This window comes from Luteitalea sp. (assembly GCA_009377605.1).
In the GTDB taxonomy this organism is placed as follows: domain Bacteria; phylum Acidobacteriota; class Vicinamibacteria; order Vicinamibacterales; family Vicinamibacteraceae; genus WHTT01.
Genome location: WHTT01000006.1, coordinates 38820 through 55901 on the forward strand (window position 1 = coordinate 38820; position 17082 = coordinate 55901).

The 17082-nt window shown below is 63.7% G+C and carries 14 protein-coding genes; 10 read left to right on the forward strand and 4 right to left on the reverse strand.

Translation table 11 applies throughout. From position 1 onward, the window contains the following. Positions 1-1068 (forward strand): gfo/Idh/MocA family oxidoreductase, encoded by a 1068-nt coding sequence (locus tag GEV06_03150; GenBank protein MPZ16905.1) that lies wholly within the window; start codon positions 1-3, stop codon positions 1066-1068. A gap of 680 nt (positions 1069-1748) precedes the next feature. On the opposite strand, the gene GEV06_03155 is transcribed toward GEV06_03150, so the two are convergent. Further along, positions 1749-3029, reverse strand: a complete 1281-nt coding sequence (locus GEV06_03155) for a hypothetical protein (protein ID MPZ16906.1) — start codon at positions 3027-3029, stop codon at positions 1749-1751. Between the two features lie 116 nt (positions 3030-3145). Here GEV06_03155 and GEV06_03160 point away from each other — a divergent pair, with 116 nt between their 5' ends. The 4 genes from GEV06_03160 to GEV06_03175 all read left to right on the forward strand — a co-directional run bounded on the left by GEV06_03160 (position 3146) and on the right by GEV06_03175 (position 9914). Beyond that, positions 3146-4087 carry a helix-turn-helix domain-containing protein gene (locus GEV06_03160; GenBank protein ID MPZ16907.1) on the forward strand — a complete coding sequence of 314 codons (942 nt, stop codon included), beginning with the start codon at positions 3146-3148 and terminating at the stop codon, positions 4085-4087. A 99-nt stretch (positions 4088-4186) separates the two neighbouring features. After that, positions 4187-5233, forward strand: a complete 1047-nt coding sequence (locus GEV06_03165; GenBank protein MPZ16908.1) for an alcohol dehydrogenase catalytic domain-containing protein — start codon at positions 4187-4189, stop codon at positions 5231-5233. A gap of 81 nt (positions 5234-5314) precedes the next feature. Next, positions 5315-6349, forward strand: coding sequence for a substrate-binding domain-containing protein (locus tag GEV06_03170; GenBank protein ID MPZ16909.1), 1035 nt, complete (start codon positions 5315-5317; stop codon positions 6347-6349). A 172-nt stretch (positions 6350-6521) separates the two neighbouring features. Next, positions 6522-9914: a hypothetical protein gene (locus GEV06_03175; GenBank protein ID MPZ16910.1), complete on the forward strand. Its 3393-nt coding sequence runs from the start codon at positions 6522-6524 to the stop codon at positions 9912-9914. A gap of 27 nt (positions 9915-9941) precedes the next feature. Here GEV06_03175 and GEV06_03180 read toward each other — a convergent pair whose 3' ends face one another. The 3 genes from GEV06_03180 to GEV06_03190 are packed head-to-tail and all read right to left on the reverse strand — an operon-like array spanning position 9942 to position 12661. Next, the gene (locus GEV06_03180) at positions 9942-10823 is read right to left on the reverse strand and encodes a hypothetical protein (GenBank protein ID MPZ16911.1); all 882 of its coding nucleotides are present in this window, start codon (positions 10821-10823) and stop codon (positions 9942-9944) included. A 3-nt stretch (positions 10824-10826) separates the two neighbouring features. Further along, the gene (locus GEV06_03185) at positions 10827-11819 is read right to left on the reverse strand and encodes a transketolase family protein (protein MPZ16912.1); all 993 of its coding nucleotides are present in this window, start codon (positions 11817-11819) and stop codon (positions 10827-10829) included. Further along, positions 11816-12661 carry a transketolase gene (locus GEV06_03190; GenBank protein MPZ16913.1) on the reverse strand — a complete coding sequence of 282 codons (846 nt, stop codon included), beginning with the start codon at positions 12659-12661 and terminating at the stop codon, positions 11816-11818. The genes GEV06_03185 and GEV06_03190 overlap by 4 nt, the downstream gene beginning before the upstream one ends. A 144-nt stretch (positions 12662-12805) precedes the next feature. On the opposite strand from GEV06_03190, the gene GEV06_03195 reads away from it, so the two are divergent. Genes GEV06_03195 through GEV06_03215 form a run of 5 tightly spaced genes read left to right on the forward strand, consistent with a single transcriptional unit; the run spans position 12806 to position 17044 of the window. Further along, positions 12806-13132, forward strand: a complete 327-nt coding sequence (locus GEV06_03195) for a D-galactarate dehydratase (protein ID MPZ16914.1) — start codon at positions 12806-12808, stop codon at positions 13130-13132. A 40-nt stretch (positions 13133-13172) separates the two neighbouring features. Next, positions 13173-14342, forward strand: a complete 1170-nt coding sequence (locus tag GEV06_03200) for a hypothetical protein (protein MPZ16915.1) — start codon at positions 13173-13175, stop codon at positions 14340-14342. 8 nt (positions 14343-14350) lie between these two features. Then, positions 14351-14977 carry a hypothetical protein gene (locus GEV06_03205; protein ID MPZ16916.1) on the forward strand — a complete coding sequence of 209 codons (627 nt, stop codon included), beginning with the start codon at positions 14351-14353 and terminating at the stop codon, positions 14975-14977. Beyond that, the gene (locus tag GEV06_03210; GenBank protein MPZ16917.1) at positions 14952-16043 is read left to right on the forward strand and encodes an Ldh family oxidoreductase; all 1092 of its coding nucleotides are present in this window, start codon (positions 14952-14954) and stop codon (positions 16041-16043) included. The genes GEV06_03205 and GEV06_03210 overlap by 26 nt, the downstream gene beginning before the upstream one ends. 11 nt (positions 16044-16054) lie before the next feature. Continuing rightward, entirely contained in the window at positions 16055-17044 is a 990-nt protein-coding gene (locus GEV06_03215; GenBank protein MPZ16918.1) for a hydroxyacid dehydrogenase, read from the forward strand. The last annotated feature ends 38 nt before the right edge of the window (positions 17045-17082 follow it).

Below are 17082 nucleotides of genomic sequence, written 5' to 3' on the forward strand. Positions count from 1 at the left end.
ATGTCACATTCATCACCAGTACGATTCGGATTGATTGGCTTCGGTGCCTGGGGTCGGTGTCACGCAGAGGCAATCGCGCACTCAGACGAGGCGCAGCTCGTCGCGATCGCTGGTCGCTCGGAGGCCAGCTGCAAAGCGGCCCGTGAGGCATTCCCGAGTGCCACCGTGGTCTCGGATTATCGTGAGCTGCTGGCTCGGACCGACGTCGAAATCGTCGCTGTCGTCCTGCCAACGTATCTGCACCACGAGGTGGCTTCTGCCGTGCTGTCGGCAGGAAAACATCTGTTGCTCGAGAAGCCGATGGCCGCGTCGCTCCAACAGTGCGACGACCTCATCGCGCTGGCGAAGCCACATGATCGGTTGCTGGCGATCGGGCACGAGTTTCGGCTGTCATCCCTGTGGGGGAAGGTGAAGGAGATGGTCGATGCCGGATACGTCGGCGAGCCGCGATACGTGCTGGTGGAGCTCTCGCGCAACCCGTATCGACAGGGCGCGAGTGGCTGGCGCTACGACATCGATCGCGTTGGCAGCTGGATTCTCGAGGAGCCGATCCATTTCTTCGATCTGGCGCGCTGGTATCTGCGCGCGGCAGGCGAGCCGGAGAGCGTCTATGCGGCCGCGAGCTCACGCCAGCCTGGTCACCCGGAGCTCCAGGACAACTTCAGCGCGATCGTGCACTTTCCGAAGGGTGCCTACGCCGTCATCTCGCAGACACTGGCCGCGTTCGAGCATCATCAAACGGTCAAGGTGACCGGGACGAAGGGCGCGCTGTGGGCGAGTTGGAGCGGTGCCATGGATCGCACGCGACATCCCACGTTTTCGTTGAAGGGGTTCGACGGCGAGAACGTGCAGGAGATCCCAATCGAGAAGATCACCGGCGAAGTGTTCGAGCTCGAAGACCAGGTCGCGATGCTCGTCCGCACGATCCGAGAGGGAGCGCCGCTCTCGGTAGGGGGAGAGGATGGCCGGTCGTCGGTTGGGTTGTGCCTGGCCGCGGCAACGTCGGTGCGCCAGGGGCGGGCCGTGGAGCTCAACCTCCAAGTCGGATCGACGCCGTCGAGCTGGTGAAGTGTGTCGCGCACTGACCGCGCTACGAGACCGTTACTAATTCAGCGGTTACAGGCCGCAGGTCTACGGGAGATCTACAGGCGTTTGACCTCGACGTTGCCAAACGTGACGTCGGAGTGGTGAACGACGAGTAGCAGCGAGCCCGACTGTAGATCCTGCGCGCCATCGACGCTGACCAGTCAATCGTGTAAGGCAAAGGCCACACGCGGCCCGGCGTGTAATGGGCGCGAACGCTCGACGAGAGCGTCCCGCCACCCTGCAACCTTGCTCGAATGACGACGTCATTTGCTCCGTTGAGCAGATCGCTGCGTTCAATCTCGATGTTGAAGTCGCCCGGCCGAGCCAGCCGACGAAGGTCAACGCCCATCGAGAGCGCCTTGACTGATGCGCCGTTGAGCGAATACGACAACGACTCGACCTCGTCATGACGCGCGATCGACCCGAGGATATTGATGCGCGGCTGTGAGTTGCCCAGCCGGCCGAAGTGTTGCTCTTGGCCGTACCATACGTTGATCGCTGGACTCAGGCTCTGTGAACCCAGTGCCCCCACAGCCAACGTGAAGGACGCGACGCAAATCGCGGTGAGTAATCGGCAGCGATGGTCCTTCGCGCTTCTCTGTCTCTTGGCAACGGCCGTGGTATCCGCCCTCACAACACCCATCTCTCGTGTGAAGGCCGTCCTACTGTGTCCGTTGCGCCCGGCCGTTATCGTTACGCCAGACGTGGAGGTCCTTGAAGCCGAAGTAGGCGATACTCACGATGTCCAGATCGCCGTCACCATCGAAGTCCGCCGCCAACGCGCCCTTATGACTTTCCTTGCCCTCGTCGATCAGGTGCTCGTTCCACGAGGTGCCGCGATTGACGTTCTCATAAATGACGAGGCGAAGGCGGTCCTTCGTTTCGCCGATGACGATGTCAGGTGAGCCGTCGTTGTTCATGTCGGCAACGGAAAGGCTGTCCAGACCGTTGTAGCCGCGACCAACGTCGTGGCGCGCCCACTCTTCTTTGAGGGGATCGGCGGGCGCTTCGAACCAAAAGATGTGGCTGTCCTCGTTTTCCGAGTCAGTGGCGACCACATCGAGCCGTCCATCGCCGTTGACGTCGGTCGCTTCCAGCATCTTCGCCGCGTTGACGGTGTTGCCGATGGAATGCCTGACCCAGTTGGCCGAACCGTCAGCGGGGTTGCGCCACCACTCGACTTGCGGCAGCTTGATACCGACGCCGAGCACGAGATCCAGGTGGCCGTCACCGTCAATGTCGCCGATGCCGATGCCCTTCTGCTCATCGTGCTCCGTCTGGGTGATTTTCATGATGGGCCAGCTCCCCGCCTCGGGCTTGTCTGGTATCTGCAGCAGATGCGTACCGCCGCCAGCGGAAAGAATAATGTCCGGCCGTTTGTTGCCAGGAACGATGTGCGCCAGCTTGATCGTGCGCCCATTCCCATGCCCGACAGCCGGCATTTGAGCGACCACCTTGGCGGACCAGGACTCGCCTTCAGGGTCTTCGGCATGCAGCCAGACGATATTGGGCAACGCCTGCGCGAGGATGTCGCGGGCCGGGCCGTTGCCATCGACACTGAAGAGAAGCCCCGCATCGAGGCGCCTGCCGCTCTCGGGCCCGGCCTCGGGGTCGCTGGGCAACGTCACACGTGGCCAAGGCGCCTTGGTCATGTCCGCGCCGGGATTGCGATAGAAGTAGGGGCCCGACGCGACGTCCAACCAGCCGTCGCCGTTCGAATCGGCGACTCCGATGCCGAAATCGCCCCTCTCTTTTCCAGTTGACGGCTCGCGGCTGTCGTCGGCGTGGATGTAGGTCCACTTGTCGAGGCCGACCCTCGGCTCGGTGCGGCTGGGCTGCACAGCAGACGCAAGCGTTGCTCCGGCCGTAAGCGCGAAGGTAAGCAGTTGCCTGCGCCGTAAGGCTGTCGCGGCGCTATGGGTGGTCGTTGGAGACTTTGCCATCGGTCTTCATCGTGTGAGCCACATCCCTCGAGCGCCCTCGCGGAGCACCAGTATTGAGTGGCGGACGCCATCCTCGTCATCGTGAAACAGGCCATAACTGTTAACAGGCCAAGAGGATGCATGTCGTTAGCACCGCCGGAAAAACCTGTCGCCGGCGCGGAAGGTCTGCGCCGAGGCGTGCTAACCTTACGAATCGCACACGCTCATCTGTTGCCTTCATCGTCCCAATGTCTTCCGAACCCGCCATTGTGTCGATGCGGTGTCTCGCGGCGGAGCCCGGTGCAACCTACGACTGGCATGATCACCCGTTCTACGAGTTCACCTTCCTCTCCGATGACGAGGCGACGGTCGGCTATGCCGACAGGATGCGGCCGGCTCGGCCCGGTGCACTGCTCTTCTATCACTGTCGCGAGCGACACGCGGGCTGGAGCGGTGCCGACCAGCGGCCACATTTCTGGGTCGTCCACTTCACGGCGCCGGAAGCTCTCCTGGACGACTTCCCTTCCCTCCACGTCGCCGATCCAGAGCGCCGCCACTGGAATCTGTTGCCGGAGCACGGTGAAGCGTTTCGTTGGATGTTTCTTCAGATCCTCAGCGAGCGCACCCGCCGGGCGCCACATCAGACCGCGGCCGAGGCAGCCTGGCTCCGCCTGCTGCTGATTAACGTGCATCGCTGGACCACCAAAGAGGCGTTCGCTCCGCTGACACCAGGCCACCTGAATCCCGACCTGCTGAAAATCTGGCACCTCGTCAACGCGTGCGTCGGCGAGCCCGCGGAGTTCCAGCAGCGTATCCACGAACTGCCAAATTACGATTCACTGCGCCACGGCTTCAAGCGCGCGTTCGGCTGTTCCCCACGCGAGATGATGCTGCGCCTGCGCATCCAGCACGCGAAGAATCTGCTCCTCGAGTCCAACCTCAGCATCAAGGAAATCGCCTACCGATCCGGTTATCAGCGACAGCACGAGTTCACGCGTGCGTTTCGCCAACACACCGGCGTTCCGCCGACCACGTGGCGCGAGCAACCCGTCGCGCGGTCGTCCACGCAGGCGAAATGACGTTCCATACCTGCTAAAGACGCCCGCCCCCTGGCGCAATCTATACTTCGAGGGCTGTGATGGCCCGCGAACTCAGGCCGTTGTGATCTGCGCCGACCGATGATCGCCCTTGTCAAGACCAGACCCGGTCCCGGCCATGTCGAGCTTTGTGACATGCCCGAGCCCGCCCTTACTGATGACCAGGTGAAGCTGGAGATCTCGCACTGCGGTATCTGCGGGACGGACCTCCACGTCTTTCACGACACGTTTCCCAATTTCCCGCCAGTGATCCTCGGTCACGAATTCGTGGGGCGTGTCATCGAGGAAGGCGCAGCGGTGCGCGGAGGCGTCGATCGTTCTGGGCGCTATGCCGTGCTCGGCGCGACGGCGATCAGGTGCGGCCGCTGCCACTACTGTCGTAGTGGCGACTTCATGTTCTGCCTGGACCGCCGGGGCATGGGCCACGGCGTCCACGGCGCGTTTACGCGCTACGCGTGTGTGCGCCCCGACCAATTGTTCCGCCTCGACGACAACGTGCCCGAGGAGGAGGGCGCACTCGTCGAGCCGCTCGCGGCCGCAGTGCACGCCGTCACCGAAATGACGGTGGTCCGGCCGGGCGATATCGCGCTCGTCTCCGGGCCAGGCCCTATCGGCCTGCTCTGCCTTCTCGTGCTCGTGCACCAGGGCATCCAGACCATCGTCGCCGGCACCACGGCCGACGGCGGTCGCCTCGCCCTCGCCCGTGAGCTTGGGGCCGCGCGCGTGGTCGATGTGGAGACGAACAACCTCCAGGACGCCGTCGGTGCCGAGACCGGCGGTGCCGGTGTCGATGTGGCCTTCGAGGTCGCGGGAGTCGCGGCGTCGGCTGGCGCATGCCTCGACGCGCTCCGCCCACTCGGACGCTACACGCAGGTCGGCCACTTCGGGCGACAGATCACCGTGCCCTTCGATCGCATCGGGTTTCGCCAGCTCCACGTGCGCGGTTCCGTCGGGTACACCGCCGCCACCTGGGACCGCACACTGCGCCTGATCGCGCGGGGCCTCGAGCCGAGTCGGATTGTCACGCACCGCCTGCCGCTCGAGCGCTGGCGCGAAGGCTTCGAGCTCTTCGAGCGCAAAGAGGCGGTGAAAGTTCTCCTCAGTGCTTCATCCGCTTCGGTCCGCTGAAAGAAAACGATTTCGCCAACACTATCGCCGCTCTTTGCGGCTGTCCAGATCGTCAGCAAACACGCTTACAATATTGAACTTGTGGCCGTCCGCCTCAAGGACATCGCCGACGAGCTGCAGCTTTCGGTGGTAACCGTCTCCAAAGTTCTGCAGAACTACCGCGACGTGAACGCCGAAACGCGGCGCCGTGTCTTGCAAAAAGCCCAAGAGCTGGGCTACCGGCCGAATTATGTCGCGCGTAGCCTGGTCAAGCAGCGGAGTGCCACCATCGGCATGGTGCTGCCCCACTTGCGCCACACGTTCTTTCAGGAGGTGTACCAGGCGATTGCCGCGAAGGCTTCTCCCAAGGGGTACAGCCTGTTGATCGCGCTCTCCCAAGAAGACCCCGATCAGGAGGCGCGCGAGATTGACCACATGATCTCACGCCAGGTGGAGGGGCTGATCCTCGCATCGACGCAGCCGTATACCGCGGGAGAGTTCCTGGAACCGCTCGAGAAGCGCAACCTGCCGTTGCTGCTGCTCGACCGTGAGTTTGCCGGCTACGAGGCGCATTTCGTGGGGACCGACGACGGCGAGCTCGGCCGCCTCGCCACCGCGCACCTCATTGAGCAAGGCTGCACACGGATTGCCCACCTGCGCGGGCCTGACGTGTCGACCGCGATCGTCCGGGTCGAGGGCTACCGTGCCGAGCTCGCTGCGCACAAGCTGACGCGGCACCCCCACTACGTCGCTGGCGGGACCGGCGACGATGAGGCCGGCTATTGGGCCATGAAGAGCCTGCTCAAGGCCAAGCCACCGCCCGACGGCGTGTTTTGCTACAACGACCCGGTAGCGGCAGGAGCCATGAAGGCGGTCCTGGACTCCCAACTGCGAGTTCCGGAGGACGTAGCCATCGTCGGCGCCGGCAATATGCACTACTCGGATCTCTTTCGCGTGCCGCTCACCACGGTGGACCAGCGGAGCGCCGAGGTCGGCGCCCAGGCCGCCGATCTGATCTTGGCGCTCGCTGAACGCGGCTCGACGGCCCTCGCCACAGACGCGCGCCGTAGGCGCCCCACGCGCGTGCTCGTGAAACCGACGATGGTGATCCGCGAGTCGAGCCGGCGGAAGCGCTAGCCGTCCTGCAGTTGATTGCGCGCTTTGTTGACATCACACGCGACGCTGTGCTAGTTTATCGAAAACGTTTTCGATGCCGGTCCACAGTTGTCGCGGCGAGCCTTTCCCGTCACTCGAGGCTTGTGCAGGGCGACGCGGGGACGCTTTGGCTGTTTTTTTCGAGAGGTGAGGGATGTCCACTCTTTGGTCCGCACGTACGCTCGCCGGCTGCGTGAGCTTGCTGGCACTCCTTGGATCCGCAGCCGCTCAGACCTACCGCGGCACCCTGTCCGGCACCATTACCGACCCGACAGGATCCGCGATGGTCGAGGCAACCGTCACGATCGTCAATCTCGAGACCGGCGTGACCCAGCAAACGCGCGCCAACGCGGAAGGCACATACCGTCTCCTCAACCTGGAGCCCGGGCGCTATCGCCTTGTGGTCGAGCAGACCGGGTTCGAGACCTATGCTCGAGAGCCGATCACCATACCGGTCGCCGCGAGTCTGACGCTCGACGTCGAGCTCATGCTCGGCCAGGTGACCGATGAGGTTCAGGTGACGGCAGGGGCGCCCCTGCTCGAAACGCGCGCGTCGTTCGGACAAGTGGTAGACCAGCGTGCGATCGAAGAGCTGCCGCTCAACGCGCGAAACCCTATGCTGCTCGTCACCCTGTCGCCCGGCGTCACCACACAGGGACAATTTAGTGCAGACGGCGTCGGCGCGGGCAATATCGAGGGTGGCCGCGACCAGTACGCCACCGATTTCTCGATCGGCGGCGGAAAGACACTGTCCAACGAGGTGCTGCTCGACGGCGCGCCCAACACGAGCGTCGACCGCGGCTACATGGCCTATATCCCACCGGTCGACTCGACGCAGGAGTTCAAGGTGGAGGCGAATGCTTTTTCGGCCGAGTTTGGTCGAACCACCGGGGGTGTGGTGAACATCGTCACCAAGGGCGGCACCAATGAGCTCCATGGAACCGTGTACGAGTTTCACCGGAGCAGCGGGCTCGATGCCCGTGACTTCTTCTCGAACCGCTCCGGCGATCCGGACCCGCCGAGTTGGAACCGGGACCAGTTTGGCGGCAACTTCGGTGGGCCGATTCGCCGGAACAAGACGTTCTTCTTCGCCAATTACGAGGGTCTTCGCCAGGCCATTCCGTTCACGTTCACCTCCACGGTTCCGACGCTGCTCCAGCGGCAAGGCGACTTCTCGGAGACCCGGGGGCCGAACGGCGAGCTGATCACGATCTATGACCCGGCCAGCCTGCAGCGGTTGCCAGATGGCCAGCGCGTCCGGTCACCGTTTTCAGGGAACGTGATTCCACCCGACCGCTTGGACCCCGTTGGGCAGGCGGTGCTCGGTTACTACCCGGAGCCCAACGTCGCCGGGGATCCCGTCACGAACACCAACAACTACGTGAGCATCAACAACGGCACGGCGAACATGAACAATTACGGTGCGCGTGTCGATCATAACTTCAGCACCGGGAACCGCCTCTCCGGTCGCGTCTCCTATCGGAAGGACACGCGCGTCGCCGCGAACACGTTTGAGCCCGGAAACCCGGCAGCCAATACGGGCGCGCCGACGGACATCTCGTGGAACCTCATGGTGTCGGATATGCACACCTTCTCGTCGACGATGACGGGCGAGCTACGGGCATCCTTCGCACGGCACCACACGGCGGAGATCTCGCCGTCGTTCGGGTTCGATATCTCGCAACTAGGATTTCCGCAGAGCTACGTTGAGACTGCGGTCCCCTTCTTTCCGAAGGTCAATCAGACGGATGCACAGAACTTGGGGCGCGATCGGTTCTACGACCAAATTCGCGACACCCTCTCGTTCCAGGGCAACGTCACGAAGCTCGCCGGTCGGCACACCATGAAAGCCGGGTTCGATTATCGTCTCCCGCGTTTCCAGCTGGATCGAAATCTCAACTCGGCCGGGACCTTCCAATTCAATCGCAACTTCACGCAAGGTCCTGATCCACGGAGCTCCAGCGCGACCGCGGGTCACAGCGTGGCCTCGCTGCTCCTCGGCATGGGCTCTGGCGGATCGCTCACGCACACCGACGCGTTCACGCTCAACCGTCAATACTACGGGTTCTTCTTCCAGGACGATTGGACGATCACGCCCCGCCTCACGCTGAATCTGGGTCTCCGCTACAGCCTCGAAGTCGGCCAGACCGAGAGCGACGACCGCATGGCCTTCCTCGACCTGGACGCGCCGAACCCGCTGTCGGAGCAAGTGGGCATTCCGTTCACGGGCCTCGTGGGGTATGTGGGAACCGACGGGAGCTCGCGCAACTTGCTCGAAACGGACAAGAACAACGTCGCCCCGCGCATCGGCCTCGCCTTCCGATTGAATGACCGGACGGCCATCCGGGCTGGCTACGGCGTCTTCTACGCGCCACAGTGGATTGCGGCATACGATGCGAACGTGTATGCAGGGTACAACGGCGTCACGAGCTGGGTGACCTCGCTCGACAACGGCATCACGCCGCTCTATACGCTGAGCGACCCCTTTCCGCAGGGCTTCAACTTGCCGACCGGCGATCGGGATCCCCTGGTCAATACCGGCCAAGGCATCTCCGGCTGGACGCGCGACGAACGCGTCGGCTATACGCAGCAGTGGAATCTCACGGTCCAACGACAGCTCGGAGACCGGCTGCTCGTCGAGGCGGCGTACTGGGGCAGCAGAGCGCTCAAACAGGAGAACCGGAACGGGTGGCAAGAGAACCAGCTGCCGAACGAATATCTGGAGCTGGGCAGCGAGCTGGACGAGCTCGTGCCGAATCCGTTCTACGGCATCATCGAGCAGGGCGAGCTGTCGAACCCGGAGGTGTCCCGCCGTCAGTTGCTCCTGCCATATCCGCACTACACCTCTGTCTCTCGCACGGGCGTCATGGCCGGGAGCTCGTTCTACAACGCGTTCACCCTCCGCGCCGAAAAGCGGTTGTCGGGAGGCCTCAGCTTCCTCACGTCGTACACCTTTTCAAAGACGATCGACGATTTCGACGCGCGCCCGCTCGATCACTACAATCGCGACCTCGAGCGTTCGCTCTCCGCATTCGACGTACCGCACCGCCTCGTCTTCGGCGCTGTGTATGAATTACCGTTTGGTCGCGGCAGGCCCTTCGGCGACGGGATGCCTCCGGCGCTGGAGGCGATCCTCGGTGGATGGACAGTCAGCGGTATTGGCACGTACCAGACTGGCTTCCCAGTTGCAATCGGACGTCCCGCCGTGAACAACGGGCAAAGTGCCAAGGTGGACGACCCCGATATCGACCAGTGGTTCGATACGAGCGTGTTCTCGCCGGCCGAGCCGTTCACGTTTGGAAATGTGGGACGCAGGCAGCCCGACGTTCGTGCGGACAGCTTCAAGAACCTCGACCTGACGCTCACGAAGAATTTTACGCTCCTGGACCAGTACAGGCTGCGCCTCCGCGTCGACAGCTTCAACGTGACGAACACGCCGCAGTTCGCCGCGCCGAATGGCTCGGTGACGAGCGCGGCCTTCGGTCAGGTCAGCAGCACCGCGAACAGACCGCGCTCGATCCAGTTCAGCGCGCAGCTCATCTTCTGAGCCTGGTGTACCGGCTCTCCGCGGCGATCATGGCGTGAGCCACTTCTGCTCGAGCGCGGCGCTGATTACCGTAGGAACGGTGGTTTCGAGAAACCCGATTGACACACGCTGCGGCACGAAGTCGAGGAACTTGTCGCCGCCGCTCCGGCCGAAACCGAAGACCGTCATTTGCCGCTTCATTTGATAGAACCGGTCCGGATGCTCATCGTCTTCATGATGCACGAGGAAGAGCACCCGCTGCAGCTTCTCATCACCGAAGACAATCCACTCGGGCGCGGGAATGTCGCCCTCGTGGTTCGTGGTCATCGGCTGCCGCTCCTTGACGGCCGAGGTCATCCACCAATCGGTGTCATCGTATTGCCCGCCCGGTGTGCCCTCGTAGAGCACCCAGTATTTGTTGGTGGACGGCATCTTCGTCATCGTGAACGTACTGTGCGTCGGAAAAAAATCGTAGCGAGACGCCCAGACGCCGTTTCTGGAGGTCGCGGAGATGGTCACACGATCCGGACCGACGTACTCCACGTCCGTCCTCGAAAGGTCGGTAGCTTGATTTCTTGGGTGAAAGTAGTTGCCGGCCTGCCGGTGGACAGCGTTGGGAAATCCGCGGAACTCGCCGGCGGGCCCCGACCGGGGTTCGGGACGAAAGCCGATCCAGTCATGGCCGTCGCTGTCGATCAGAGCGGCGAGGCCGGCGCCGGATTTTTCTAGATAGTAAGTCGCAACGGCCGTTTCGATCTTATAGCACTCCAGCCCGGGTGCAGAGGCGAGGGTGGCATTGGGCGTAAAGCGCAGCGCGGCGCTACTCTGCCACGTGATCTCTGCGTAGACGGTGCAGGCACCAGCCAGGAGCAGCGCTGCAACGAAGGCAGGGAGGCGCTCGACAGGAGACTGTTGTTGCACGACAGGCACCGCTCACCCCCATTCACTGCTGCGAAGCGGCGACGCGAGATCACGAGAATACGCTCTTCGTCTGGATAGCGCCTGCTGGACCTGATCGACGATCGCACCCGCGTGCAGGCCGAAGTGCCGCAGGAGGGCCTTGTAGTCGCGGCCCGAGCTGGCAAACCGGTCGGCAAGTCCCACCCGATGCACCAGGACCGGACACGTCTCGGCCACGACTTCGGAGACCGCACCGCCGAGACCGCCGTAGATGGAGTGGTCTTCGGCGGTGACCAGACAGCCGGTCTCCTGCGCCGCGTGCACGATCGCCTGGCGGTCAATCGGCTTGATGGTGTGGCAGTCGAGCACCCGGGCCTCGACGCCAGCCCGCGACAACTCGTCTGCGGCGATGAGCGCTTGTTCGACCATGTTGCCGGTGGCGATGATCGTCACGTCGCCGCCGTCGCGCAGCCGGATCATCGTCCCGATCTCGAAGGGCGTCTCCTCCGCGTGCAGGACAGGCGCGACCTGCCGGCCAAGCCGCATGTACACGGGCCCGACGTAGGCCGCGATGGCGCGCGTCGCGAGACGCGTCGTGACCGGATCCGAGGGCGAGAGCACGATCAGGTTCGCCATGACCCGCATGATGGCGAGATCCTCGACCGCCTGATGTGAGGGGCCGTCACCGGCGATCTCCACCCCGGCGTTGGTGGCAACGATTTTCACGTTCCGTTTGGCGTAGCACACCGACTGGCGGACAGCTTCGCACGCGCGCATGCTCGCGAACATGCAAAACGTGCTGGCGAACGGGATCAGCCCCATCGTGGAGGCGCCGGCGGCCATACACACCATGTTGAGCTCGGCGGCGCCACAGTTGAAGAACCGCTCCGGAAACCGCTCGCCGAACCGGTACGTGTTCGTGGATTTCGCGATGTCGGCCTCGAACACGATGATCCGCGGATCCTGCTCGCCGAGCTCCACGAGTGTCTGCCCGTACATCGCGCGGTTCGGCTGCGCTTCGATCATCCTCCCTCCAGCTCGGCCAGCAGATGCGCCATTTCCGCCTCGGTCAGCGGCTTGCTCAGCGAATGCGAGTCCACCTGGTTCTCGAGCGACGGCACGCCCTTCCCCTTGATCGTATCGCCCACGATGGCATGCGGGCGGCCCTCGCGCGCTTGGCAGCGCTCGACGGCGTCGTGGATCTGCGCCAGATCGTGACCATTGATCTCATAGGTCTCGAAGCCAAACGCTCTCCACTTCTCCGCGATTGGATTGGGGCTCATGATGTCGGCCGTGAAGCCGTCCGTTTGGAGCTTGTTGTCGTCGACAAAGACAATGAGATTATCGAGCGTGTAGTGGCTGGCGGCCATCGCGGCTTCCCAGACGATGCCCTCCTGTAACTCAGCGTCGGAGAGCATCACGTACACGCGGAAGTCTTGCTGCTGCAGCTTCCCACCGAGCGCGATGCCAGTGGCGGCGGAGAATCCCTGCCCCAAGGAACCACTGGTCATGTCCACACCCGGCGTTTTCAGCATGTCCGGATGGCCCTGCAGGCGGCTGTCGATATCCCGCAGCGTCCACAGCCAGGCCCGAGGAAAGTACCCGCGTGCGGCCAGGGCCACGTACCAGGCTGGTGCGCAATGTCCCTTCGATAACACGAAGCGATCCCGGTCCGCCCAGTCAGGATGTGCGGGATCGATGCGGAGCCGGAACCAATACAGATAGGTGATGTAGTCAATGGCCGACAAGGAGCCGCCCGGATGGCCCGATCCCGCGATGCCCAGCATGCGGATGATGTCTTTCCGCAAGAGCAGCGCCTGACCGTGAAGCTGCTCGTAATCCGGGGTGTCGCGATCGGCTGTCGTCATAACGAAAACGTTTTCGCTGAGTATCCTTCCATGGCTCTTCGCCACTGTCAAGAGCTCACAAGCCCATGATCGCGGATCAGTTCAGAGCGAAGATATTACGTATTACGATGATACGTTACGAGACCGGTTTGGAGACATCCAGGCATGACACAGGTAGCAGCCGAGCCACAAACCATGCTCCGGGCATTGATTGTTCATCCGGACGACAACGTCGCCAACCTCATTGGTCCAGGGCAGCGCGGCCAGCGCGTCCAGTGCGTCGTCGAGGGACAGGACCAGATCGAGACGATCGACCTCGTTGACGACCTGCCGTCCAACCACAAGCTGGCGCGACGCGACATCGAGACCGGCGAGCCGATCGTCAAATACGGGCTGATCATCGGCAAGGCGAGCCGGCCGATCAGACGTGGCCAGCACGTGCACGCTCACAACATCGAGTCCAATCGTGGAAGAGGGGATCTGAAGTCGTGAGTTCTGAGTCTTGAGTTGAGTGTTCGGCAGGAGTCATACGATGCGAGACGGCTTTTATGGTTACGTGCGAGACGATGGGCAGGTTGGTATACGGAATTATGTGCTCTTGCTGAGCGGCACGCTCTACGCCAACCCCACGTGTGAACGTGTGGCGCATACGGTTCAGAACACGATTCCAATCGTGCATCCCCTGGGCCGGTGCCAGATCGCGCCCGATCTCGCGCAAACGTTCCGCACGCTCGTCGGCCACGGGATCAATCCCAATGCGGGTGCGGTGATCGTCGTGGATCACTTCAAGGAGGCGGGCTGCGAGGCTGACGCCATCGCGCACGAGATCGCCCAGACTGGCAAGCCCGTCGAAGTGGTGAACATCCGTAACGCTGGTGGCGTCGTGCAGGCAACCGCGCAGGCGACCAACCTCGCCGTCGCGCTCAACCGCACGATCACTGGGCAGCAACGCGACAAAGTCACCCTGGACCGGCTCGTGTACGGCATCAACTGCGGGACGAGCGACGTGACGAGCGGCCTCTCCCACAATCGCTGCGTGGGCTGGGTCGCCGACCGGATCATCGAGGCTGGCGGGCGTGTCGTCGGCGCCGAGACCACCGAGATGATGGGAGGCGAAGAGCTGATCCGAGAAAAGGCCAAGACGCCAGCCGTGGCCGACAAGCTCTTGGGCTATATCGCAAAGATGGAACGCGAGATTCTCGCCTGCGGCGTGGATCTCCGCGGCAGCCAGCCCACGGGCGACAACATGGCCGGGGGCCTCTCCACCATCGAGGAGAAGTCACTCGGCGCCATGATGAAGTGGGGCACTACGCCGATCGTCGGAGCAGTGGATTACGCCGAGCGCATTGGCCGGGAGGGCGGTCTTTGGCTGATGGATACACCCGGCCACGGAGGCGAGTCGATCACAGGAATCGCCGCCGCCGGAGCTCAGATCATGAGCTTTGCCACCGGCGGCGGGCACACCATCAACCATCCGCTCATGATCACCATGCGTCTGACGGGCAACCGTGAGTCCTGGAGCCGGATGGAGGAAACGACCGACGTGAACGTCAGCGACATGTTCGACGGCACCACGTTGGATCAGGCAGGTGAGCGACTGCTCAATGAGGTGCTGGACATTTGCGACGGCAAGATGACCAAGGCAGAAGCGCTGCGGGAATGGAACGCGTTTGCGATCACACGCTGCGGACCGAGCGTCTGACAGCGGCAATGACGGACGCGGACCCAATAGTCGCCCCGTACTCCGAGCTGCTCGCGGCATTCGCGGCTGCCGAAGAAGCCGAAGGGTGGTTGGCTCGATGCGTGGAGGCGGGTCGCTATCTCGCCTTGAGCGTCCAATTCGTCGATGCCCTTGCGACGGCGCTGCGCCGACTCGGCCAGTCACCGGTCGTCGAGATCTGTGCAGGCGACGCGGCGCTCGCCGCCGCGCTGGGGAGCCGTGGTCTTGCGGTGACCGCGACAGACCTCCGGCCACCGCCGCGAACCGAGACGCAGGTTGAGCCGCTTGCGGTAGACGAGGCGCTGCGTCGTCATCGCCCACGAGTCGTGCTCGCCAGCTTCGTGCCAGTGGATACTGGTGTCGATCGGCACGTCCTCGACTGCCCAGGCGTGCAGCACTACGTGGTGCTCAACGCGCGGCTCGGTGGCGAGTGCGGGACGGTCTGTCTCTGGACGCATCCCGGCTGGACACGCACGCCGCTGGAAGCCGTGACGCGCTGGATGATCTGCCGGCACGACGTATGGCTTGGTACAGAGAGACCGCCGCTGACGCACGGTGAAGCCTGGCTCCTCAGCCGTCCCCACTTACGTGATGACGACAAAACGCTACAACCCTGACGCGCTCCGGACGCTCGTCGGCACGATCGCCCAGGCCGCTGGCGTGCCGGACGTCGATGCGCCCATTCTCGCAGATGCCCTCGTAGACGCGGACCTGCACGGCCGCTCGACGCATGGCGTCTCGCGACTGGCGATCTACCTCCGGCGAATCGAGCTAGGACAAATCGACGCCCGCGCAGCGCTACAGATCGAGCAGCGCCGCCCAGGCGTGCTGGTGGTCGATGCCGGGAACGGCTTGGGGCAGGTTCAGGCAATTCGAACACTGGAGCAATTGGCGCCACTGGCACAACAATATGGGCTCGCCGCAGCCACCATCCGCCGCTCGCAGCACTTCGGCGCGCTGAGCTACTACTGCAATTGGGCGGCCGATCGGGACATGATCCTGCTTGCCACGACGAGCTGCGAGCCAGCGATGAGCCCTGAAGGGGGCTGCGAAGCCTTCTTCGGAACCAACCCCATCGCCGCCAGCTTTCCCACGGGGAAGGGTTGGCCGGTAAGCGTTGACCTTGCGACGTCGGTCGTGGCGCGTGGCAACATCATCGCGGCAAGCCGCGAGGGCCGGCGTCTGCCCGACGGATGGGCGCTGGATCCGGAGGGCAATGCCACCACCGACACCGACGCTGCTCTGGCGGGAACGGTGTTGGCCATGGCGGGCCACAAAGGCTATGCCCTGGCGCTGATGGTCGAGCTGTTGTCCAGTGTGCTCAGTGGCTCCGCCATCGGGCCGGACATCGGCTCGATGTACAAGAACCTCGACCGCCCGCAAGACGTCGGACATTTCTTTTGCCTGCTCGACATTGCCGCGTTCACCGACGCGGCAGTGTTCAGGCAGCGCATCGATCAAACCATCGATCGAGTCAAAGCCTGCCGGCGGCGCCCGGGAGTCAAAGAGATTCTCGTGCCGGGTGAGCGTTCGTCGCGAAGGGCCGAAGCCAATCGTCACACCGGTGTGTCGCTCAGCGACGCGACCGTGCGCGAGCTCGACGAGCTGAGCGAGCGATTCGAGCTCGCGCTCCGGCTGCACGACGCCGAGACGGCTGCCGTTGATCCCGTGAATCGTGATTAGTACTCGCCACCATGCCCGACATTCTCGTGAGTGAGTCGCTCGCTGGCCCGGACCTCGACAGCCTCGGCCACCGTTACAGCGTATCGGTCGAGCCGGAGCTCTGGCGCGACGAGCCGCTGCTGGTGAATCGCCTAGCCGACACTCGGGCGCTCATCGTGCGCAATCAGACGCGGGTGACCAGCGATGTCATCCGTGCCGCTGACCGCTTGGAGGTCATTGGACGCGCCGGCACAGGGCTCGACAACATCGACGTTGCCGCGGCGACCGAGGCCGGCGTGGCTGTATGTTACGCACCGGATCAGAACAGCTGCTCCGTCGCGGAGCTGGCAATGGCCATGCTGCTGGCGCTGGCGCGACGCGTGGTCACCGCCGACCGCGACACCCGCGCGGGCGGATGGGCGCGCAGTGCTTTCATGGGCATCGAGCTCTATGGAAAGACACTGGGCGTGGTCGGCTTCGGCCGCATTGGCTTTCTTCTGGCCATGCGCGCGCGGGCCTTCGGCATGCGCGTGCTGGCGCATGATCCCTTTATCAGCCCCGACGCGGTGACCGTCACTGAGAGTGGCGCGGAGCTCGTCGGCCTCGACGAGCTACTCGCGCGCGCCGATGTCGTCAGCTGCCACCTCCCCAGCACACCTGCAACGCACAAGCTGTTCAACGCCGATCGATTCAGGATGATGAAACCGACGGCGCTGTTTCTGAACCTGGCGCGGGGAGACGAGGTGGACGAGCCCGCATTGGTTGAGGCGCTGCAGAGCGGCCAGATTGCGGGCGCTGGGCTGGACGTGCGGGCGCTCGAGCCGCCGGCCTCTTCGTCTTTGAACGCGATGGACAACGTTGTCCTGACGCCGCACATCGCCGCCTTCACCGTCGAGGCACAGGCGCGCATCGTGGCAGCGGTGTGCCGCGACGTCGCTGCCGTGCTCGACGGCCGATCGCCGCTCTATTGCGTCAATGCGGCCGCGTTGTCCGAGAAGCGGAGTCTCGCGCCACGATCGTGACGTTGCCGGCGGCTGACACCTCATGCGTCGCGGCTCGT